Annotated in this window: 19 protein-coding genes and 2 riboswitches; of the genes, 5 read left to right on the forward strand and 14 right to left on the reverse strand. The window is 65.5% G+C overall.

Features of this window, described 5'->3' with window-relative positions; genetic code table 11:
- Positions 1-11: 11 nt before the first annotated feature.
- On the reverse strand, positions 12-1,925 hold the full coding sequence (locus tag QF038_RS16440; RefSeq protein ID WP_307611356.1) for an ABC transporter ATP-binding protein: 1,914 nt from the start codon (positions 1,923-1,925) through the stop codon (positions 12-14).
- Positions 1,922-3,565, reverse strand: coding sequence for an ABC-F family ATP-binding cassette domain-containing protein (locus tag QF038_RS16445; protein WP_307611359.1), 1,644 nt, complete (start codon positions 3,563-3,565; stop codon positions 1,922-1,924). Before QF038_RS16445 ends, QF038_RS16440 begins: the two co-directional genes overlap by 4 nt.
- 248 nt (positions 3,566-3,813) lie before the next feature.
- On the opposite strand from QF038_RS16445, the gene QF038_RS16450 reads away from it, so the two are divergent.
- Positions 3,814-4,551, forward strand: coding sequence for a hypothetical protein (locus QF038_RS16450; RefSeq protein ID WP_307611361.1), 738 nt, complete (start codon positions 3,814-3,816; stop codon positions 4,549-4,551).
- On the forward strand, positions 4,548-5,285 hold the full coding sequence (locus QF038_RS16455; protein ID WP_307611363.1) for a hypothetical protein: 738 nt from the start codon (positions 4,548-4,550) through the stop codon (positions 5,283-5,285). Before QF038_RS16450 ends, QF038_RS16455 begins: the two co-directional genes overlap by 4 nt.
- Positions 5,286-5,534: 249 nt before the next feature.
- On the opposite strand, the gene QF038_RS16460 is transcribed toward QF038_RS16455, so the two are convergent.
- The 10 genes from QF038_RS16460 to QF038_RS16505 form a co-directional block, all read right to left on the reverse strand.
- On the reverse strand, positions 5,535-8,576 hold the full coding sequence (locus QF038_RS16460) for a glycoside hydrolase family 38 C-terminal domain-containing protein (protein WP_307611365.1): 3,042 nt from the start codon (positions 8,574-8,576) through the stop codon (positions 5,535-5,537).
- A 144-nt stretch (positions 8,577-8,720) separates the two neighbouring features.
- Complete coding sequence (fdhD, locus tag QF038_RS16465; RefSeq protein ID WP_307611367.1) at positions 8,721-9,608, reverse strand: formate dehydrogenase accessory sulfurtransferase FdhD; 888 nt, start codon at positions 9,606-9,608, stop codon at positions 8,721-8,723.
- A 75-nt stretch (positions 9,609-9,683) separates the two neighbouring features.
- Positions 9,684-11,063, reverse strand: coding sequence for a molybdopterin molybdotransferase MoeA (locus QF038_RS16470; protein WP_307611369.1), 1,380 nt, complete (start codon positions 11,061-11,063; stop codon positions 9,684-9,686).
- Complete coding sequence (locus tag QF038_RS16475) at positions 11,060-11,353, reverse strand: DUF6457 domain-containing protein (RefSeq protein WP_307611371.1); 294 nt, start codon at positions 11,351-11,353, stop codon at positions 11,060-11,062. The genes QF038_RS16470 and QF038_RS16475 overlap by 4 nt, the downstream gene beginning before the upstream one ends.
- A complete protein-coding gene (locus tag QF038_RS16480) occupies positions 11,337-12,017 on the reverse strand; it encodes a molybdenum cofactor guanylyltransferase (RefSeq protein WP_307611374.1) in 681 nt (226 codons plus the stop codon). The genes QF038_RS16475 and QF038_RS16480 overlap by 17 nt, the downstream gene beginning before the upstream one ends.
- A gap of 49 nt (positions 12,018-12,066) precedes the next feature.
- A complete protein-coding gene (locus QF038_RS16485; RefSeq protein ID WP_142043789.1) occupies positions 12,067-12,567 on the reverse strand; it encodes an HNH endonuclease in 501 nt (166 codons plus the stop codon).
- 248 nt (positions 12,568-12,815) lie between these two features.
- Positions 12,816-13,586, reverse strand: a complete 771-nt coding sequence (locus QF038_RS16490; protein ID WP_307611377.1) for an NlpC/P60 family protein — start codon at positions 13,584-13,586, stop codon at positions 12,816-12,818.
- Between the two features lie 160 nt (positions 13,587-13,746).
- On the reverse strand, positions 13,747-14,421 hold the full coding sequence (locus QF038_RS16495; protein WP_307613506.1) for a C40 family peptidase: 675 nt from the start codon (positions 14,419-14,421) through the stop codon (positions 13,747-13,749).
- A 70-nt stretch (positions 14,422-14,491) separates the two neighbouring features.
- Positions 14,492-14,652: riboswitch (cyclic di-AMP (ydaO/yuaA leader) on the reverse strand.
- 147 nt (positions 14,653-14,799) lie between these two features.
- Positions 14,800-15,621: a M23 family metallopeptidase gene (locus QF038_RS16500; protein WP_307613507.1), complete on the reverse strand. Its 822-nt coding sequence runs from the start codon at positions 15,619-15,621 to the stop codon at positions 14,800-14,802.
- Between the two features lie 10 nt (positions 15,622-15,631).
- Positions 15,632-15,874, reverse strand: a riboswitch (cyclic di-AMP (ydaO/yuaA leader).
- Positions 15,875-15,977: 103 nt separating this feature from the next.
- Positions 15,978-16,685 (reverse strand): metal-dependent transcriptional regulator, encoded by a 708-nt coding sequence (locus QF038_RS16505; protein ID WP_307611379.1) that lies wholly within the window; start codon positions 16,683-16,685, stop codon positions 15,978-15,980.
- Between the two features lie 279 nt (positions 16,686-16,964).
- Here QF038_RS16505 and serC point away from each other — a divergent pair, with 279 nt between their 5' ends.
- A complete protein-coding gene (serC, locus tag QF038_RS16510) occupies positions 16,965-18,095 on the forward strand; it encodes a phosphoserine transaminase (RefSeq protein WP_307611382.1) in 1,131 nt (376 codons plus the stop codon).
- Between the two features lie 65 nt (positions 18,096-18,160).
- On the opposite strand, the gene QF038_RS16515 is transcribed toward serC, so the two are convergent.
- Together QF038_RS16515 and QF038_RS16520 are read right to left on the reverse strand one after the other, a co-directional pair.
- Positions 18,161-18,862, reverse strand: a complete 702-nt coding sequence (locus tag QF038_RS16515; RefSeq protein ID WP_307611384.1) for a DUF3027 domain-containing protein — start codon at positions 18,860-18,862, stop codon at positions 18,161-18,163.
- Positions 18,863-18,868: 6 nt separating this feature from the next.
- Positions 18,869-19,252, reverse strand: a complete 384-nt coding sequence (locus tag QF038_RS16520; protein ID WP_050056250.1) for a cold-shock protein — start codon at positions 19,250-19,252, stop codon at positions 18,869-18,871.
- A 230-nt stretch (positions 19,253-19,482) separates the two neighbouring features.
- On the opposite strand from QF038_RS16520, the gene QF038_RS16525 reads away from it, so the two are divergent.
- The gene (locus tag QF038_RS16525; RefSeq protein ID WP_307611386.1) at positions 19,483-19,716 is read left to right on the forward strand and encodes a hypothetical protein; all 234 of its coding nucleotides are present in this window, start codon (positions 19,483-19,485) and stop codon (positions 19,714-19,716) included.
- Positions 19,717-19,726: 10 nt separating this feature from the next.
- Positions 19,727-22,207 (forward strand): helicase-associated domain-containing protein, encoded by a 2,481-nt coding sequence (locus QF038_RS16530; protein WP_307611388.1) that lies wholly within the window; start codon positions 19,727-19,729, stop codon positions 22,205-22,207.
- Positions 22,208-22,210 lie beyond the last annotated feature (3 nt).

Here is a 22,210-nt window from a genome sequence, read left to right on the forward strand (position 1 = left end):
CCGCAGCACACCTAGAGTTCAGGAACTGCTTCCTGTGCCACGGCGGTGGCTTCGGCGAACTGCGTCCTGTACAGCTCGGCATACCGGCCTTCGGCGGCCAGCAGTTCGGTGTGGGTGCCGCGCTCCACAATCCGGCCGTCCTCCACCACCAGGATCGCGTCGGCGGCGCGGATGGTGGAGAGCCGGTGGGCAATCACGACGGCGGTGCGCCCCTCGAGCGCAGCACCCAGGGCAGCCTGCACGGCTGCTTCGTTGGTGGAGTCCAGCGCGGCCGTGGCCTCATCGAGGATGACAACGCGGGGCTGGGAGATGAGAAGCCGGGCGATGGTCAGCCGCTGGCGTTCCCCGCCGGAAAGCCGGTAGCCGCGTTCACCCACCACCGTGTCCAGCCCATCAGGCAGTGACCGGATCATCGTTTCGAGCCGGGCTTGGCGGACGGCCTCCCACATGTCCTTCTCAGTGGCGTCCGGCTTGGCGAGCCGGAGGTTGGAGGCGATGGTTTCGTGGAAAAGGTGGCCGTCCTGCGTCACCATGCCCAGGGTGTCCCGGAGGGAATCGAAGGTGGCGTCACGGACATCGAGGCCGGTTCCCGGGACGGTGCCGCCGAGGCGTACGGCGCCGGAATCGACGTCGTACAGCCGGGCAAGCAGCTGCGCGACTGTCGATTTTCCGGCGCCGGAGGATCCCACCAGCGCCACGGTCTGCCCGGGCTCAACCCGGAAGCTGATGCCGTGCAGCACCTCCTCGCCACCGCGGGTGTCCAGCGTGGACACCTCCTCCAGCGAGGCAAGCGACACCTTTTCCGCGGAAGGGTAGGCGAAGCGGACATCGTCGAACTCCACGGAGACCGGGCCCGGCGGAACCGCCACGGCGTCCGGCTTCTGCTGGATCAGCGGCTTGAGGTCCAGGATTTCAAAGACCCGCTCAAAGCTGACCAGCGCGCTCATGATTTCCACCCGTGCGTTGGACAGCGCGGTGAGCGGGGCGTAGAGCCGGGTAAGCAGCAGTGCCAGCACCACAACGTCGCCGGCCGCCAGCTGGCCGGTGATGGCCAGCCAGCCGCCCAGCCCGTACACGAGGGCCAGTGCGAGCGCGGAGACCAATGTCAGGGCAGTCACGAAGGTGAACTGCAGCATGGCTGTACGGACCCCAATGTCGCGGACGCGGCCGGCACGGACGGCAAATTCGTGGGATTCCTCATCCGGCCGGCCGAAGAGCTTAACCAGCGTGGCCCCCGGGGCGGAGAACCGCTCGGTCATCTGGGTGCCCATGGCGGCGTTGTGTTCGGCAGCCTCGCGGCGCAGGTCCGCAAGCCTGGAACCCATTCTCCGGGCCGGAATGAGGAACACCGGCAGCAGGATCATGGCCAGGACGGTCACCTGCCAGGACGTCCCCAGCATCACCACGAGCGTGAGGATCAATGCCACCACGTTGCTGACGACTCCGGAGAGCGTGCCGGCGAAAGCGGACTGGGCGCCGATGACGTCGTTGTTCAGCCTGCTGACCAGGGCGCCTGTGCGGGTCCTGGTGAAGAAGGCGATGGGCATTTTCTGCACATGGTCGAAAACCCGGGTGCGCAAGTCCACGATCACGCCCTCGCCGATGGTGGAGGAGAGCCAGCGGCTCACCAGTCCCAGGCCCGCTTCGGCTACTGCGACGACGGCGATCAGCACCGCCAGGCGGACAACCTCCTCCGTGGCGGCCTTGGCGACGATCGCGTCCACCACTTGCCCTGCCAGGACTGGGGTTGCCACAGCCAGGAATGCCATCACAACGGACAACGCCACGAACGCCACCAGTTTGCCCTGATGGGGGCGGGCGAAGCCCAGGACGCGCTTCAGCGTGGCTTTAGAAAAGGGTTGGGAACCGCTTTTGGCCCGGGTGATCTTGTACAGGGAGTTCCAGGCCACCCCTTCCATGCTCATTGCTGCTGCTCCTCTACCATTCCGTTCTCGACATTCCAACGTACATCCAGCCGCACGTTTTCCAGCAGCCGCCGATCGTGCGTGACCAGCAGCAGGGCGCCGTCGTAGCTTTCCAGCGCTTCCTCCAGCTGCTCGATGGCCGGCAGGTCGAGGTGGTTGGTTGGCTCGTCCAGGACAAGGAGGTTCACGCCGCGGGCCTGCAGCAGGGCCAGGGCGGCCCTGGTGCGTTCGCCCGGGGACAGCGAATCGATGGTCCTGGCGGTGTGATCCGCTTTGAGGCCGAACTTTGCCAGCAGCGTCCGGACCTCCGCGGGGGTCAGGTCCACCAGGACCGCCTCGACGGCGTCAGCCAGCGCAAGGTGGCCGGCCAGCAGTCCGCGGGCCTGGTCGATTTCGCCGATGGCCACCGAGGCACCCATGGCAGCGCTGCCGGACTCCAGTGCGATGTCGCCCAGCAAGAGGCGGAGCAGGGTGGACTTGCCGGCGCCGTTGGGGCCTGTGATACCGATCCGCTCCCCCGCGTTGAGCTGGAGATTGACGGGACCCAGGGTGAAGCTGCCCTGCCGCACCACGGCGTCGCGGAGGGTGGCCACTACTGAGCTGGAGCGGGGCGCCTGGCCGATGGAGAACTGGAGCTGCCATTCCTTCCGCGGCTCTTCCACGACATCCAGCCGGGCAATCCGCGATTCCATCTGCCGCACTTTCTGGGCCTGCTTTTCCGAAGACTCGGTGCTCGCGGCGCGCCGGATCTTGTCGTTGTCGGGACTCTTCTTCATGGCGTTCCGCACGCCCTGGGAGCTCCATTCGCGCTGGGTCCGGGCCCGTGACACCAGGTCCGCCTTCGTGGCAGCGAACTCCTCATATTTCTCGCGCGCGTGCCGCCGCGCAACGGCGCGTTCTTCGAGGAAGGCATCATAGCCGCCGTCATAAACTGCCACCGAATTCTGCGCCAGGTCCAGCTCCACCACGGTAGTGACGCAGCGGGCCAGGAACTCCCGGTCGTGGCTGACCAGCACAACACCGCCGCGCAGGCCGCGGACAAAGTCCTCCAGCTTCGCCAAGCCGGCCAGATCGAGGTCATTCGTGGGTTCGTCCAGGAGCACCACGTCGAACCGGCTGAGCAGCAGGGCGGCGAGCGCCACCCGGGCGGCCTGCCCGCCGGACAGGCCGGTCATCACGGCATCGGCACCCGTGTCGAGGCCCAGTTCGGCCAGGACGGCAGGGATGCGTTCATCAAGGTCCGCGGCGCCTGAGGCCATCCAGCGGTCGAAGGCCCGGGAGTAGGCGTCATCGGCACCGGGCGCCCCGGAACCAAGGGCTTCAGCGGTGGACTCCATCTCCGCTGTCGCAACCGCACAGCCGGTTCGCCGGGCGATGTATCCGGCCACGGTTTCACCTGGAATGCGCTCGTGTTCCTGGGGAAGCCAGCCCACGAATGCGTCTGCCGGGGCAAGGCTGACCGTTCCGTCCTGCGGCTGGTCGACGCCGGCCAGGAGCCGCAGCAGGGTGGACTTGCCGGCGCCGTTGGCACCCACCACGCCCACCACGTCGCCCGGGGCGACAGTCAGGGAGAGCCTGGAGAAAAGCTGCCGGTGGTCGTGACCGCCGGAAACATCCTTGGCAACAAGGGTCGCAGTCATGATCCATCCTTTCGCCGGAGCATCCGCAGCCGGCCTTCCCCGTTGCAGCGCGCAAGTGCCTTGCTGATCCGCAGCAGGGAGGGCGCCAGAGCCGGCGGACATAAAAGAACCCGCTGGTCCGGACTTGGGGGGTGTACGGACCAACGGGCTCGACCATCAAGCATAGTCGAAACCGGGGCGCGGGTAAAACCGGCGGCAAAATTAGCAGGATAAAATCGACAAATCATCCGTTCTGCAGAGAGCCCTCCATGACCCTCCCCGCCAAGGCGTTCCAGCGCTGGCTGCAAGGCGTTGCGCCGGAGGCCAGCACGGCTGACGTCTGCAGGATCTCCGGGATCAAGCGGACCACCCTTGCCCAGCAGCTGGTGCGTGGGAAAGTATCAGTTTCCACCGTGGTCAGCATCAGCCGGGCCTACGGCATCAATCCGGTGTCCGCCCTGGCCGATTTCGACGCCTACCGGCAGCTGGCCAATCCGCAGCCTGGCCCCACGCGCTGTGAACTGGTGAGCCAGATTTCCACCGCGGACCTGCTGCACGCCATGCTGGCGCGTCCCGCGATGGACCCCGGAGGAAAAGCCGGCCCTGAGCCGCCCGCTCTTTCGCCGGCGCCGCACTCCACTTCGGTAAAGAACTGGGTTGATGCAATTGACGACGGCGAGGTGCGGCACCGGGTATCCGCCGCCACTGGCATCGCCCCACAAAACTATTCAGCGCAGCTGACCGCCAACCGCCTGACGGCCGAGCTGGCCGTGGCCACGGCGCGGGCCGCCGGCGTTGGCCTGGCCAACGGCCTGGTGGCCACCGGACTGGTCACCGAGGAAGAGGTCGGCTGGGCCCCCGGCGCACGCCGGGCCGCCCTGGAGAGCCTGTCCGACGGCGACCTTGCCGTTCTCACCGGTGACCGGCTGCAGGCATTGGGCAAGGTGTTGCGACGCCAGGAGCAGGACCAGGCGCAAACGGAAAAGATCTGGGAGAACCTGGGATGATCGAAATACTTCAATGGTCAACGCTGGCCACGTGCGGCCTCATCGCGGCAGCCCGCGTGCCCAGCGCCATCCGCGGCGAGAACAGGTCCCTCTTCTACATTTTTGCGTTGTTGACCGCTGCCATCCTCTTGAGCATCGAGGCACCGTACGTCGCCGTGGACACCGCGCTGGGTGGCATCAACCTTGCCAACCTGCTGCTGCGCTTTATCATTTTCGCTGCCATCTACTTCGTGGGCATCCGCGTGACGCGGGGTTTCGGCGCCGACCATGCTTACCGGCTCATTACCGGCAAAACCGGGATGACCGTCCTGCTGGTGATCTCCCTGGTGATGGTGTTCGTGTTCTTCCTGATGGACACTGCGGGATCGTCCGCAGGGTTGAGTGCGGTGGCGGGAAAGGACCCGTGGCACGGGGCCCTGGTGGAGTACTACGGCGCTGCCGGCCGCGCATATCCCTCCTACGTGTCCCTGGTGCTGTTGCCCGCAATGGTCCGCGCCGTGGGCAGCAGGTTGCCGGTGCTGGTGCGGTTTGCCGCCGGGCTCCTGGCAGTGGGCGGGGTGGCCATAGCGCTCACCCTGTTGTTTCCTGTGGTGCCGCCGGAACTGGGCGCCATTGAGTTCATCATCAACTACACCGCAGTGCTCTGCTTCGTGGTTGGCCTGGCGCTGATCTGGGCTGCGCGGGTGAGGAACAAAAGGGCCGCCGGTCCCGGAAGGACATCTACCGAAACGTAACCTCAGGGGCTTTCACAAATTCATTAGAATGTGGAACAATCATGGATGTGTGAAGGTGGGAGTTGCCGGGCGTTTACGAACGGGGATAATTTCTTGAACGTGGCACCTCCCGGGGGCCTTTGCACGCTTTGGGGGGATGAGTGGTGGCGGCCGTTGGGGACCGCCCCCACTCAGCCATTTAAGGCCCCTTTCACACTTCAAGCTTTCCACGCCCGTGGCGGCCGTTTCCACCTTGGCGGAAGCTTGGCCCTAACTCCCGGCCGCAGCGCGGACAAACCGCAGCGTCACCAGCTGGAACGGGCGCAGGAGCAGGTCGGCACCGCCCGAACCGGCCTCCACCCCAACGGCCTCGATGGGCCGCTCCAGCAGGTCCATTGAAGCGACGCGCCGGACTGGGAAGTTGGCGGTGATGCTGCCGGCGGAACGCTGGCCCAACGATTCGTACAACCTGACGATCACGTCCCCGGAGCCGTCCTCTGCAAGCTTCACTGCCTCGATAACAACCGCCGGGTTGGACACGGCAAACAGTGGCTCCGCGGGTGAACCGCCGCTGACCAGGCGGGGCTCAAGGTTGGTCCCGTAACCCTCCTGGACCGCATCGGCGATGTCGGCTCCCGGGCGAACGGTCATCGTCAGTTCGTGGTGCCCGCGATCCGATTCCGGGTCAGGGAACTTCGGGGCGCGCAGCAGTGACAAGCGGACGGTGGTGGTGGTGCCGCCGTCGGCCTCCCTGATGCTCCTGGTGACATCGTGCCCGTAGGTGGACGAGTTGGATACAGCGACGCCGTAACCGGGTTCGGCGACGTGGATCCAGCGGTGCGCGCAGATTTCGAACTTCGCTGCTTCCCAGGACGTGTTGGTGTGGGTGGCGCGGAAGACATGCCCAAACTGCGTCTCGGCAGCAGACCGGTCAGCCCGCACATCGAGGGCAAATCCGAGCTTCAGCAGCTTTTCGCGCTCCTGCCAGTCGACAGTTGTGGTGATCGACAGCGAAGGGCTGCCTGCGGCAAGGCTGATGCGCTGGGAAATGGCAGAAGATCCTGCCACCCGTTCCACCACTACAGCCGCTTCCTCCTGGTCCTTTGCCAGCCGTACGCACTGGGCGGTTGTCAACGGCGTGACGTTGCGCCGGTAGAACTCGTCGATATCCCAGGCATCCCACTCATTGGGCGTGTCCCGGTGCAGCTCAAGCAGGTTGCCGCGCTCCCCCGGGGCGATCGCTTCGCGGCCGCTGGCGTAGTCCCGGAGGGAGCTGATCAGTCCGTCAGCATCCACCACTGCGCGGATGATGCCGTTGTCCAGGACGTAGCCGCCCTCCTGTGCAGCGGCCCGGGCAGGAAGCGCCGGGACGGCAGGTTCCGCTGCCCCAAGCGCCTCCACTCCCGCCCGCGCATGCGGCGCGGCATTGAGCAGGAAAGTCCGCTCCCCGTTGCCAAGGATGGCGGCCGCAGCCTCGGCGATGAGAGCTTCGAGGGCAACCTCGATGGCCTGGTAGTTGCGTTCGGCGTCCTGGTGCACCCAGGCGATGGAACTGCCCGGCAGGATGTCATGGAACTGCTGCATCAGCACCAGCCGCCACAACCGCTTGAGCTCGGCGGCCGGATAAACAAACGAGTCCGTCCGGACAGCGGCAGTGGCACACCACAATTCCGCTTCGCGGAGGAGGTGCTCGCTGCGCCGGTTGCCCTTCTTGGTCCGCGCCTGGCTGGTGTAGGTACCGCGGTGCAGTTCGAGGTACATCTCACCCACCCAGACCGGCAGGGACGGATACTCTGCCTCGGCCTGCTCAAAGAAGCTCTGAGCCGATCCGGTCCGAACCTTTGGTGATCCTTCCAGGTCCGCTGTCCTGGCAGCGGCGGCAAGCATTTCCCTGGTGGGCCCGCCACCGCCGTCGCCATAGCCGAAAGGCACCAGCGACACCGTACCGCGGCCGTGGTCACGGTAGTTGCGCTCCGCGTGGGCCAGCTCGCGTCCGCTGAGCTGGGAATTGTAGGTATCCACGGGCGGGAAGTGCGTAAAGAGCCGGGTGCCGTCGATGCCCTCCCAGTTGAAAGTGTGGTGCGGCATCCTGTTGGTCTGGTTCCAGGAGATCTTTTGTGTGAGGAACCACCTGCTGCCGGCAGCTTTTACGATCTGCGGCAGGGCCGCGGAGTACCCGAAGGAGTCCGGCAGCCAGGCTTCCTGGCAGTCCACTCCGAACTCCGCCAGGAAGAAGCTCTTGCCCTCAACAAACTGCCGGGCCATGGCTTCCCCGCCGGGCATATTCGTATCGGATTCCACCCACATCCCGCCAACGGGAACAAACTGGCCTGCCCGCACCTTTTCCCGGATCCGGCCGAAAAGTTCGGGGTAGTACTCCTTGATCCAGGCGAGCTGCTGTGCCGAGGAGCAGGAAAAGACGAAATCCGGGTATTCATCCATCAGGGCCACCACGTTGGAGAACGTCCTGGCACACTTGCGGATGGTCTCCCGGACTGGCCACAGCCAGGCAGAGTCGATGTGGGCGTGACCGGTGGCCACCAGCTGGTGCGCGGACGCATAGGCTGGCCGGGCCAGGACCTCGGCGAGCGCTTCGCGTCCGGCTGCTGCCGTTCCGGCGACATCGTCAGGATCCATCGCATCCAACATGCGCTCGAGGGCGCGGAGGATCTCATGCCGCCGCGGCTGTTCCCACGGCAGTTCCGCCATCAGCCCGGACAGCGTCCAGATGTCCTGCTGGAGCTCCCACACTGTCTGGTTCAGTTCGGCAATGGCAATGGTACCCAGTCGGTACTGCGGCGCCGTTCCCGCCGTGGACTTGTCCCCATACGGTGTGGCCGCGAAGGTCCAGCCCTGGGCGACGTCGGGGTTGGCAGCTGCCTCCACGTAAAAGTCCACAGCCATGCCGCCACCGAGCAGCTTCAGCGGGATGTACTGGTTGCGGGGCGAGAGCGCTTTGATAATGGTGCCGTCGGCCCGCCAGGCTATCCCTTCGCATTGGAAACCCGGGACTTCGGTGGTGAAGCCCAGGTCCACCACCACTTCAACCGTGGTGTCCGGCCCGGCACCCCAGAATTCCGGCACCTCGCCTTGAAGGCGGAGCCATTTGGTGCCCCATGGCTTCCCCCAGGGAGCACCGTGGTCCTGCGGGTGGAAGTCCTGCCGCATGGCCTCGAGGGCCGGGACCGGCTCGTCGGGGACATCCCAGCTGCTCAAGGCCAGAGGCAGGCTCCTGCTGTAAACAGCAGGGATGATACGTTCGCGGACGAACCTTTCGAGGCGGACTTCCGTGATCCGGCGGTCGTCATGCAATGTTGGCCCTCTTCAGCGCTGGAAATGTGGACCAAGGTGTCCATTCGGTGGATTAACTACCCACTGGTAGCTTACTAGCCAACGACTATCCGGGGAACAATTCCGCAGCGGTTTGTGGACCGATTCGCAGGACGGCCCGTTGCATCAAGGAACTGCGGCGGCAGGAACCTGTACAGCGGGCCTGATGATGCGCTGGTCCCCGGTATAGATATTCAGGCTGGTTCCCCGGCTGAAACCGGCCAGGGTCATGCCGCTTGCTTCCGCGAGTTCCACGGCAAGGCTGGACGGCGCGCTGACGGCTGCCAGCACGGGGATTCCTGCCAGCGCCGCTTTCTGCACCAGCTCGAAGGAGGCCCGGCCGGACACCTGGAGAACGGTCCCGCGCAGCGGGAGCAGTCCTTCACGCAAAGCCCAGCCCACAACCTTATCCACGGCGTTATGGCGCCCTACGTCCTCGCGGAGGCACATAAGGTCCGCAGCGCCGTCGTCCGTGATCTTGAACAGACCTGCCGCGTGCACTCCCCCGGTGTCCTCAAAAACCCGCTGGGATTTCCGCAGCAGCCCCGGCAGCGATGCCAGGAGTCCGGCCTCGAGGTTCAGGGAATCCTCATCCAGGCTGTAGCGCGATGATTTCCGCACGGACTCCACCGAATCAGTGCCGCAAATGCCGCAGGAGCTGGACGTGTAGATGTGGCGCCCGATGGAGGGAATGGTGACGTCCGGCCGCAGTTGGACCTCCACCACATTGAAGGTCTGCACCCCGTTCTCGTCTTCGCCCGCGCAGAAACGCAGCGACACAAGCTGCTCGGCGCTCCAGATGATGCCCTCCGACACCAGGAACCCGGCCACCAGGTCAAAATCGTCACCCGGGGTGCGCATGGTCACCGAGAAGGACAACTGGCCCAGCCGGATCTCCAGCGGCTCCTCCACCGCGAGGACATCCTCGCGGTGCCGTACCGGAAATTCGAGGGCCTTCGGAGAGCCATCGAGGACATATTTGTGCACCTTGCGGCGCTGGGTCACGCGGCCCATGGCCACCCCTGCCTGTTCATAGGTCCATCATGACAACTGCCGGTGCCGGATGCCAGCGCGCTTGCCCGGCGACGGTCAGCCAAGCAGCGCGCTCCAGTCCACGGGGCCACTGGCCGCCGGCTTGGCAGGGGTCCGTCCGGGCCGCGCAGCATTTCTGGGTTTCGCCTTGGAACCGGGCTCTGCAAGCGCCGGAATGGGCGGTCCCCAGGGCAGCGCGAAGGCTGGCACCAGTTCGCCGAGCTGGACACCATGCGGCGGCACCACCAGCACACCGTCTGCCGATGCGAGTCCCCGCATCATGCCGGGGCCCGTATGCTGCGCCGGCGACGCCATTCCGTACAGCAGGCGGAACGGCATCAGGCGGGTACGCCCCGGGTCGGGTTCGATGATGCTCCCACAGGGCACCTCCTGGATGTCCGGCAGTTTGCCGTGGCCCAGTGCGGCGAGCAGTGGCGCCCCCACGGTGGACAGCGCCATCATCGCGGCGAGGGGATTCCCCGGCAGGCCCAGCACAAAGCGCCCGTCCGGCAGCTCCGCGAGGACGGCCGGATGCCCCGGCCGCATGGCTATGCCATCGATGATGAGCCTTCCGCCCAGTTCAGCAACCGCCTGGCGGAGGTGGTCCGTACCTGACTGTCCGGTCCCTCCCGTGGTGATTACGACGTCGGCCGGCAGGTCCGGTGCGCCCGGCGCCTCCGGGACCACATCTTCCAGTGCTGCAAGCCACTCCGCGTAAGAGTCGCCAATCCGCTGCTGTTCGCCTGCGATCCCGCCGAGCATGTTCACGACGGCCGGCAGTTGCGGACCGAAGGTGTCCCGCACCTTGCCGGGAACCGGGACGCCGTGGCCGATCACTTCGGAGCCCGTCAGCAGCAGCCGCACCATGGGCTTGCCCTGGACGGGCAGCTCGTCATATCCGGCCAAGGCAGCCAGGGCCAGATGCGCGGGGTTAAGCTGCACTCCGGCCTTCACCAGGACGTCTCCCGCCAGCGCCTCTTCCCCGGCTTTCCGGATGTGCTGGCCGCTGCGCGGCTCACCGGGCCTGGCGCTGCCGCCGGTCAGCAGCACCGGCAGTCCGTCCTCATCCTTGCCCAGCAGTGCACTCTCGCTGCGAAGTATCGCTTTCCCGCCGGGGGGAATGAGTCCGCCGGTCACAATGGGGCTTGCCTGGTGGGGTGCAAGGCGCGTGCCCGGTTCCACGAGGATCCACGGCCCCGTCCCGTTGACCGCCCAGCCGTCCATGGCCGACGACGCGTAGTGCGGCATGTCCTGCAGTGCCACGATATCCCGGTCCAACGTGCGGCCCAGGGCCAGGTGCAATGGCACGGGTCCGGCTGGAATTGGAGTTGCCGCCTCGAAGGCAGCCTGCCGCGCCTCATCCCAGGTATGGGCCAGGTGCCGCGTCTCCTCCGGCTGGTCTGCTGAACTCCGTTCTTCCCCGGGTTCTTCAGTCATTCGCCAGAAGCCCCGGCGGCTTCAGCGTCGTAATCGGCAGCCAGTGAACGTGCAACGGCCAAGGCGTCCTCCATGGACGAAGCCTCGGTGCCTTGCCCGGAGCCCGAGGCAAGGCCGGCTGCGTAGCCGGCTATGAAGGTGGTCAGGGGCGCCGCCGGCCGCACAACGGAGTGCGCAGCAACGCCCGCGAGGGCAAGGATGGCATTAACGTCCACCTGGACGTCCTCAAGCTCATAGGCCTGGAGGAGGGACCTGCACCATTCCTCCAGTGTTTCATCCTGGCTTTTCACTCTTTGCCTCCCAATTCAACTGCTGCCGCGCCGGTCCTGGCGCACGTCCGGCTGCCCCGGCGTCAACTCCTAATGCGGCGGCATCATCCCAGGTATCCACATCATCTGTGGTTCCGGCGGGGACGGTGACAAGCTGCACGTCCAGACTAGCAAGGAGGGACCGCATGGAACCGTTGATTAAGCCGTCCCGAGCAGCCAGCGCCTGCGCCGATCTTTTTAACCCGGCCGTGCGGTAAAAACCCAGCAGCATTTGGGCAGTTCCGTCTTCGGAACAGGCCATCACTCCGTCCCCGGCATCAGCCAAGGAAACAAGGCATTGCGCCAAAGTTTCCACCGCGCCCGAGGCCCTGGGCATATCGCAGGCCAGCACCAGGGTGAATTCGCGCCCGCCGCCGGCGCGGCCCAGCGCTTCCAGCCCGGCGGCGACTGCCGCAGCCGGTCCTGCGAACTCGGGCTGCTCGCGGCAGGCGACCACCCCTGCAGGCAACGGACCGGAATCCGGACCCACCACAGCAATGAGGGACGCCGGGGAGCAGGCAGCAAGCGAATGCTGCAGCAGCGTGGCGCCCTCAAAGACGAGCCCCTGCTTGGGTACCCCACCCAGGCGGGAGGAACGGCCGCCCGCAAGGATCAGGGCGTCGAAGGCCAGTCTGTCTGATTCCACTCCACCAGCTTAATCCGGAGCGGGCCCAGGCCAGACCAGGCAGGCTATGTCAGGCAGCGCGCTCCGGAAGCAGGAACGGATCCCAGGCAGGAGTGGGCTTCTCCAGTTCCTTGATCTGCCAAATGGTGCCGTGCGGAGGCTCGGGCACGAACCGCAGCTTCCAGCCCATCTCCGCCGGGGTGTGATCGCCCTTAACGTTGTTGCACCGCAGGCATGCCGCCACGAGGTTCTCCCACGAATCCGCACCGCCGCGGGACTTGGGATGGACATGGTCGATAGTGTGCGCAGCTTTTCCGCAATAGGCGCATTTGTGCCCGTCGCGCCGGAGCACCCCGCGTCTGCTCACCGCCGTGGATTGGTTGTATCTGGGGCGGATGTAGCGGTTCAGGAGAATCACGGACGGGCGGCCCAGGATCTCCTGGGGACCCACCACAGGATCGTCCCCTTCGGCCACAACGCTCGCCTTGTTCGTCAGCACAAGCACCAGCGCCCGGCGGAAAGAAATAACCGCCAGCGGTTCATATCCAGCATTCAGAACGAGAGTGCGCATGCACGTACCTCTTCACGGCCGCACCCGTCAGGGGCACGAGGGCCGGCTGCCCTCGGCATGTCCGGGCTATGGATCGACACCACAAGAGTAAACAAAGAAGTGCGCTATCGGCTAATTCCGGTGAAGGGACAGGCCGTGTCCGCTCGCGACGGCTGCCGCGACCTGCCTGCTTAAACAAACACAGCCCCTGCCTTCCAAGGCAGGGGCTGTGTTCGATGCTGATGCGTCCGATCAAACGGACCGGGTTGTCAGTTGACGCGGATGAAGACCGGGCCGGAACCAACGTTTGCGCTGAAAACAACGGTCTGGTTGCCGTTGTAGCCGCCGTGTACCGCCTGGCCGTTTCCGGCGTAGACAGCGATGTGGGCCATGCCGGCGCCGCCATCGGCGTAGTAGATCAGGTCGCCCGGCTGAGCTTCAGCGGCGCTCACGGTGCGCCCCAGGGAGAGGTAACCCGCGGGCCAGTCGTGGAAGTTGATTCCGACGGCGGCCAGGGAGTTGGTGACCAGCATGGTGCAGTCCTGCATCACACCAAGCTGGGCGTAGGCGGCGGAAAGGATGGCTGCACCCTTGCCGCTTGCCGAAGCCTGGGCTGCGGGAGCCGCGGCAGGAGCCGAGGCGGTCACCTTGGCGGCAAGAGCCGGCTTGGCGGCCGGGGCCGCCGGGGCGGCTGCTTCCTGGACCTCAACCTCAGGTTCCGGAGCTTCCACCACAGGAGCCGGAGTGGTGGTCACCGCGGGCTTCTCGAAGGAAATGGCGATGGTGGACTCAGCCGAAATCGGAGCCTCAACCGTTGATTCAACTTCCAGGTTGGAAGCCGGAGCGGAGTCACGCTGGACGTTGGCGTCTGCAGCGTTGGCTGCCAGGCCGCTGGTCAGGACCAGTCCGGAAGCAGCAGCGATCACTGCAGCCTGGCGGCCGACGCCGCCTGCGTTGTCGCCGACAGCCTTGGCAATGATGGCGAGCGAATTGGTTTTGGTGACCTCGGCGCGATGCCGTGCGGTTGCACGAGTAGTCATCAGTTCTCTCTTTCGTATTCCCCCGTCGCCTTGTAGGCAGACAGGGGGTTTGGACGTGCCGGCATCTTGGGGGTACGCCGGCACGCCCCGAACGGGGATGTGTGATTTAGCGAAAAGCTTGGGGGCAAAGAAAAAGCCCTTGGACCCGGAGGTCGAAGAACTAGTTCATTGTGAAGAACGCGGAGGAGCCGGTGGCGGCTACCGCGTGCAGCAGCGTTCCCTGGGAGGGGTTCAGTGCGCTGATCATCATGCCGTTGCCAACGTAGATGCCAACGTGGGCGCCGCCGTTCTGCATAACGAGGTCACCGGGCTGCGGAGTGGAAGTCGGCTTCATGGCAGTCCACGCGTTGATGCGGGGGATGCTGATGCCGGCCTGGGCATAAACCCACTGCGTGAAGCCCGAGCAGTCCCAGCCCGTGACGGGGCTGGTGCCGCCCCATACGTACGAGTGGCCGATTCCGGTGTAGGCGATTGCAGCGATGCCCGAGGTGGAAGCAGAAGAGACAGTCTCGGCCAGCTTCTCAGTAGCGGAGGCAGCAGTACCGGTGGCAGCGTTTCCATTGGCGGAGGCGGTGGACTGGGTGCGTACGGTCTGCACCTTGGGAGCGGCTGTGGTCTTGACCACCGGGCGCTCGAAGGAAACGGTGGCCGTGGGGGCCGCAGTAACTGCAAGCGCGCTCTGGGCTGACCCGGACTCGGTGGAGGCGGAAACACCAGCGGTGTTGTCCGCGGCAGTGGCCGGCAGGCCCATGCTCAGGATCAGGCCGGAGGCAGCTGCGATGACTGCAGCCTGGCGACCAACTGTCCCGGCATTGGCACTAACGGCCTTGGACACAGTGTCCAGGGGGTTGGTACGAACCGTTTGCGCACGGTGGCGCGCAGAATTATGGCGTGAAGACACGAAGGTAGCCTCTCCCAATGCCTGCGAGGTGAGCTGTCGGATTCGGATGGGAGTCACCCGGCCGCGCTGCTTCCAAGGAAGCTTTGCGACTTAACCCCAAGGTCTTTCCATGGAAAGGCCAAAATTGGTTCCCCCGCCCCTGCCAGACGATGTCATGCGAACGGACCTTGAGCGGTGGCAGAGCTAGGCAATCCGCACAAGAGCGTCAACTTCGGAAAAGTTGACGCGAGTTAGACGGTACAGCAGTTTTGACTGAATGTCACATTCAGGTCACGGCAAGTCAAGACCATCTGATAGTTCACCGTCACTTGACTAGAGCCAGCCAGTGGGATCAACCACTTCGCCATTGACCTGGACTTCGAAGTGAAGGTGGCAGCCTGTGGAGGCTCCCGTAGTGCCGCTGAGCGCGATGGCTTCCCCGCGCGATACGGTCTGCCCTTCCTTCACGCTGAAGGACGACAGGTGGTTGTAGGTGGTTTCCAGGCCGTTGCCATGGTCGATCACAACGCGGTTCCCGCCACCGAACTGGTGCCAGCCCACAAAGGTCACGGTTCCGGTGGCGGCGGCCATGACGGAGGTGCCGCATTGCGCCACATAGTCCTGTCCGCGGTGGAAGTCGCCGTTGCCGCCGGTGATGGGGCTCACGCGGTAGCCAAAGGGCGAGGCGGTGGTCATCACGGCGAGCGGAGCGCCGAGGCTGCCGGTCGAGGCTGCGCGGCTGATGGCGCCCGCCGACTGGGCACTGAGCAGCTGCTTCAGCTTGCCGTCCGGATCAGCCTGGGTAACCACGGCGGAGCGGCTGAAGTCGATCTGGGCGCCCGCTTCCGCTGAGATTTGCGGCTGGGGCGCCACGGCAGAGGCGGCAACAGGCGTGGCGCCCGAAGCATCGTTGGCCATAACGGGACTGGTGGCCGGAACCGTGACAGTGAGGACCAGGCCGGTGGCGGCAAGGGCAACGCCGGCCTTTTGGCCGATCCCGCTGGCGGACGCGAACTCGGTGATCTGGCGGAGGGGACCCCGACGGCGGCGCGCATCACGGTGGAGATCGCGGGGGCGCTCCGAGGTGATGACTTCGACAACACGCGGTGTCGAAGCAGGGCCCGCCGCGCGGCGGCGTCCCCTGGAATTCTGCATGGTCAAGAAGGGTTCCTCTCTGGAAAGCCTGCGAAGTTAGCTGTCGGATTCGGGTCAGAGAGTTCAAAGACCCGGTCCGCCGTAAGCAAGCTTCGGCACAGAGATATCCCGGTAGGGATCCTTCACTGGAAGAGGCTTGCTGCTGACGGACTTCACCCCAAGGCAGTCCCCCGCTGCCGCTTGTGGTTCCCCCGCCTCTGCCAGTTACGACTCGTGCTCCTGATCCGCTGGCAGAGCTCGGCTCCAGATCAGGTAACGCTTTAATATCAACGTTTGGTTCAACTATAGGGGCTTAAGGCCCTTAGTAACAATTCCGTTATCTTTGGGTATATGCCCTGTGATGGGGTAGTCAGCCCCTAAGCTGCAGGCTGGCGGATGGCGACAAACACGTGCGCGGCCACCTCGGGCGGCAGTTCCAGCGCCCCTTCAATGCCCGGAACCCGTACCGAAATGTAATCGCCCACCCGCTCCAGAGTCACGGTGGCGCCCGGACGGATACCGCCTTCATCGAGCTGGGACAGCAGTTCCGGTTCCACCTGGATGGGCTCTGCAAGCCGGCTCACGGTCACCTCTGATGCCGGACCATAGGACTTCATCGCATCCAGGAGGCTGATGGCGCCGTCGGCAAAACCCAGGGACGGCGCGCCACCCAGGGCTGCCAGGCCGGGAATCGGATTTCCGTAGGGTGATTCGGTGGGGTGGTTGAGCAGCTCATAGATGCGCCGCTCCACCCGTTCGCTCATCACATGCTCCCAGCGGCAGGCTTCGTCATGGACGTAGGCCCAGTCCAGGCCGATCACATCGGCGAGCAGGCGCTCGGCGAGGCGGTGCTTGCGCATAACCTCCGTTGCACGCTTGCGGCCCGTTTCAGTGAGTTCCAGATGCCGGTCTCCAGAGACAATCACCAGCCCGTCCCGCTCCATCCTGCCGATGGTCTGGGAGACGGTGGGCCCGGAGTGGCGGAGCCGTTCGGCGATGCGCGCACGAAGAGCAACGATGTTCTCTTCCTCAAGCTCCAATATGGTCCGAAGGTACATCTCCGTAGTGTCGATCAGATCCGTCATCCAGCTCAGCTCCTCGAGCGCAGTACCTTGCGTTGTCCCACCGTATCGCCTTACACCGCGACGTAGTCCGTGGAAAAGCTTAGCCTATTTTGACTTTGTCCGAATAGTTCGCGTGTGTGCTACGCGGGCGTCTCATTGACTGGACTATGACGGTACGGGTTCCCGCGGAATCAGCGCTTCAGGCAGAATGAGGAAGGCCCTGGTTGCAGTCACTGCAGACTGCCGGCCGCCAACACCCGTCCGGACCACAGTTACGTCCATGCCGAAATTGGAGCACCCGTGAGCGAAACCAGCATCACTATTCCCGCCGACCTCCTGCCCAAGGACGGACGGTTCGGCGCCGGGCCTTCCAAGGTCCGGCAGGAGCAGATTGATGCCCTGTCAGCCGCGTCAAAGGACATCCTCGGCACCTCTCACCGCCAGGCCCCGGTCAAGAACCTCGTGGGCTCCGTCCGCGAGGGGCTGAGCCAGTTCTTCCGGGCGCCCGAAGGGTACGAGGTGGTTCTCGGCGTGGGCGGCTCCACGGCATTCTGGGACATCGCCAGCTTCGGCCTGGTCGAGAAGAAGGCGCAGCATCTTTCCTTTGGTGAGTTCGGCTCCAAGTTTGCCGCGGCCACCAACAAGGCACCCTTCCTTGATGCGTCCTCCATCATCAAGTCCGAGCCCGGCACCCGCCCCTCCGCCCAGGCCGAAGCCGGCGTGGACGTTTACGCCTGGCCGCAGAACGAGACCAGCACCGGCGTCTCTGCACCCGTGCAGCGCGTCTCCGGCGCGGACAAGGGCTCGCTGGTCCTGGTGGACGCCACCTCTGCCGCCGGCGGCCTGGACGTCGATGTGGCACAGAGTGACGTTTACTACTTTGCCCCGCAAAAGAACTTTGCCTCCGATGGCGGGCTGTGGCTTGGCTTGTTCTCCCCTGCCGCCCTGGAACGTGCCGCCCGGATCAAGGCCGGCGACCGCTGGATCCCCGACTTCCTGGACCTCCAGACCGCCATTGACAACTCCCGCCTGAACCAGACGTACAACACCCCCTCGCTGTCCACCCTGGTGACGCTGGATGCCCAGGTCCAGTGGCTGAACTCCAACGGCGGCCTGGACTTCGCGTCCAAGCGAACCGCGGATTCCGCCGGCCGGATCTACAGCTGGGCCGAGGCTTCAGAATTCGCCACTCCCTTCGTCGCCAACCCGGACGAGCGCTCGAACGTCATCGCCACCATCGACTTCGACGAGTCCGTGGATGCGGCCGCGGTAGCCAAGGTCCTGCGCGCCAACGGCGTGGTGGACACCGAGCCGTACCGCAAGCTGGGCCGCAACCAGCTGCGCATCGCAACGTTCGTGGCCATCGAGCCGGCCGACGTTTCTGCCCTGCTGGAAAGCATCGACTACGTCGTGGGCGAGCTGCGCAAGTAGCCAGGACGCTTTAACGTACGACGGCGCCGCCCGGGTTCACCCCGGACGGCGCCGTTCGTTTGTGGTCAGGAAGTCCTTGCTTCGTCGCCGCGCTGCCCGCCGTCGTCGTCAGGCTCCCCGTCCCCGGACTCCTGGTCCTGGTCCTGGTCCTGCAAAGAGTCCTGGTCCTGCAAAGGTTGTGGGCCCTGTTCCTGTTCCCCTGCGGCCGGCTCAGCCGCTGCATCCTCCGCCGCAGCTGGTTCCGCCGAAGCTGGCTCCTGGACGCCAGGCTCAACCTCAGCAGTCTCCTGTTCCGGTTCCTGCTCATCTTCGGGCCGGACCCGCTCCGCCCACGGAACCCATTCCGGGGCAAGGATGGAGTCCTCGGAAGGCAGCAGGCCCAACTCGTTGACCGTGACCACCTTTGAGCGTGAGTTCCGGGTCAGGACCGCGAACCATTGCCAGCCACCGTAGCCCGGCAGCCGGGACTCAAAAAGATGCGTCACCAGGCGGTCACCTTCGCTCTTGGCTGCCAGGTGCCGCCCAATATCCTTTGCTGCCGTAATGCCTTCAATTGCAGTCCGGGCAGTGTCCACGGCTGCGGCAAGGAAGGCGTCGGGCTTGCCGGTCCGCCATACCGGCACACCTGCACGCGGCTTGGCGCTCCGCACCGGCGCAGGCGCGGAGGCCCGTGACTCGGCGACGGCCGTAACAGGGTGCTCCGGTTCCCGGGACACCAACTCCTGCGACTCAACTGCCGGCTGCGGCTGATCAGCTTCCGAACTCATCAGGGCCTAAACATCCAGCTCGTCGGCAACCTTACGCAGGGCGGCGGCGATGGCCTTGCCCTTGTTGCCTTCCGGATATTTGCCTTTGGAGAGCGTTCCGGACAGGTTGTCCAGTACTGTCACCAGGTCCTGGACCAGAGGCGCAAGATCGCGGGCGCTGGGCCGCTTCGCCTTGGCGATGGACGGCGTCTTATCCAGCACGCGAAGCCCCAGGGCCTGGGCACCCTTGCGTCCGTCGGCGACTCCGAACTCAACGCGGGTGCCGGCCTTCAGCTCCGTGACACCCTCGGGCAGCGAGGATTTGGGCAGGAACACTTCCTGGCCGTCTTCGCCCGCAAGGAATCCGAAGCCTTTGTCCTTGTCATACCACTTGACCTTGCCGGTAGGCACGTAATCAACCTTCTTCGTTCTGACGTCTTGAGACACGGCCAGCCGTCACCGCATCCACATTGTTGTGCGGGTTCAGGGTATGACGGCTGAAGACCGTGTTGGTCTGTATCCCTCAAGGTTATCCTGCCCGATGCCCTAACCCTGCTTTCAACGGCGCCCTCCCCGCCCGTGCCCTAGCCTCCCGGGAACGCATGCCCGCACTGTCGGACCGGGCTGTTAGCGTTACGTCCATGACTCCCTCGCGTTACCGGCGGCTCCTGACGATTTTCGCCGCGGTTATAGCCGTGCTCTCACTGGCGGCGGTGGCTGCCGTCATGGCGTTTGCGTTCGCCCGTGCGGTGGCGCCCGCCTGGGTCACCTATACCGCGCTGTACGGCCTGCCGCTGGCGTTCCTCCTGATGCTGTTCCTTGTCCTGGACAGCGTCGCCGGGCGCCGCCGGGCAGGAAAACCGGACGGGCGGTAACGTTGGACTGATGTCCCTTATTCGCGCGCTCAGCAAGGACCTGGAGGCCCGCAGCGACGACTCGTTGCGGTCCCTGTTCGACGCGCGGCCGGACCTCATCTCCCCCGCCGTTCCCGATTTCGCCGCCCTCGCTGCCAGGGCCAGCGGGAGGGTCAGCGTCCAGCGCGCCCTGGAGCGCCTCAACCGGCCCCAGATGCAGGTCCTGGAAACCCTCCATCTGTGTACAAACACCGATACCAAGCACAGCGCGTCAGCCGCGGGCCTGCGCAGCCTTATTTCGGGGTCCACCCTTGCGGCGGTGGAACGCATCCTGGCCTCGCTGCAGGAACTGGCGCTGGTACACCGCGCCGATCCGCCGCACGGAACTCCCGCCGGCAAGCAGCGCTACTACCTTCCGGTGGGCAGCCTTAAGGACGTGGTGGGGATATACCCGGCCGGGCTGGGGCGGAGCTATACGGAACTGGTGCGCCTCCAGCCCGCGTTCGCGCAACGGGCCGTCCAGCTTGTTTCCGAACTCCACCGCAGCGGTGTGGCCATCCATGGCGCCACAACGCCCATGGAGGCGGCGTTGGCGCTGCAGCACTGGACGTCCTCCCCCGAGGCACTGCACAACATCCTGTCCACGGCTCCGGAGCGGACCACCACGCTGCTCGCCAAATTCCGTAACTGGGCCATGGGTGCCGTCCCCCAGGCCCAGCGCAAAGCATCCATCGCCACTGAGGGATCCGACGTCGGGCCGGTCGACTGGCTCCTGGCCCGCGGCCTGCTGGTGCCGCTGGACGCCGCCCACGTGGAACTGCCGCACAGCGTGGGACTGTCCCTTCGCGGTGGCGCCATTATCAATGACTTCACGTTGTCGCCGCCGGTCCCCGAACTGGGCCGCACCAGCGCCGCCCTCCGCCGCAACGCCGCGCTGGGCGCCATCGCGGAAACCCTTCGGCTGGTGGGCGAAATGCTCCATGCCGTGAAGGAACAGCCGCTGGCCACGCTCCGCAGCGGAGGCGTAGGCGTCCGGGAGATGAGGCGGCTCGCTGACGTCCTCAGGATCGACCAGCAACGCGTCGGGCTGCTCCTGGAGCTCTGCGGGCTTGCCGGCCTGATCCGTCTCGACGTCGACTCGTCGTCCTGGATGCAGCCGCCCGAATTGGAGTGGCTGGTCCTGCCCCGGCAGGAACAATGGCTCTGGCTGGTGAACGCCTGGCTGGCCAGCGAGCGCGTACCGTCCATGGTGGGCCAACCCATCAGCGGGACGCCCGGAGCAGCGGCAGGGCACCGCGCTGCATCGGGGAGCACCGTCATAGCGTTGTCGGCCGAAGCACAGCGGCCCGACGCCCCCGTGGTGCGCAAACGGATCCTGGAAATCCTCAACGAACTCACCCAGGAAGCTGCAGCACCGGACGGAACCGCGCCGGTCCTTGATGCTGCCGCAGTCCTGCAGCGCGCCGAATGGGCGCAGCCGCGGATGGCCCGGCGCTTCAGCTCCCTGATCCGCGGTGTACTGGCCGAAGCGGAAATCCTCGGTTTGCTGGGTTCCGGAGCGCTCAGCCAGCTGGGAAGCGCCATCGCCGGCGACGATCCCGACGCCGCACTCACCATCCTTGGTGAGCACCTGCCGGCAGAACTGAACCACGTGCTGCTCCAGGCGGATCTTACTGCGGTGGCTCCCGGCTACCTCGCTCCGGCGCTCAGCGAGAAACTGCTGCTGATGGCGGACGCGGAAGGTCAGGGCCCGGCCACCATCTACCGGTTCTCACCGGAGTCCATCCGCCGCGCTTTGGACGCCGGGCACGATGCCGCAGCCTTGCTGGACATTCTGCGGGAGCACTCGGCCACAGCCGTCCCGCAACCGCTGCAGTACCTTGTGGAGGATACGGCAGCACGCCACGGCCGGCTGCGGGTGGGTGTGGCGGCCAGCTTCATCCAGAGCGAGGATGAGGCGGGCCTGCTTGAACTGCTGCGGGGGCCCAAAGCTGAGGGGCTCGGCCTAGTCCGGATTGCACCCACGGTCCTGATTTCTTCGGCTCCCCCGCGCGAAACAGCCCAGGTGTTGCGAAGCCTGGGTCTCTCACCGTCGCTGGATGAATCAGAACAACCCGTACTCCGGCTCCGGCGTGCACCCGCCCCACATACGCCGTCCCGGCCCGTCTACACCGCCCCGCGGACCGCACCGGAGCCCGAGGAAGTACAAGCCCAACTGGACGTGCTCCGCCACCGCCCGGCCGCCGTCGTAAGCCCTGCCGGCCAGGCGGATTTCGGCTCGGAAGCGGCCACCCAGCTGGGTCTGGAGGCCCTGCAGCGCGCCATCCGGCTGAAGCAGCGGATCAGCATGAACGTGGTGGACGGCATGGGGAATGCCAACCTGGAGATCGTTGTTCCACTCTCAGTTAGCGGCGGGCGCGTCCGGGTCTTCGACCCCGCGAAGGACACCGAACGGGTGCTGTCCATCCATCGCATCATCGATATAGAGGCTGCAGAGGAACTGCACCAGTGAAGG

Origin of the sequence: Pseudarthrobacter sp. W1I19, from assembly GCF_030817835.1 — a bacterium.
Classification (GTDB): domain Bacteria; phylum Actinomycetota; class Actinomycetes; order Actinomycetales; family Micrococcaceae; genus Arthrobacter.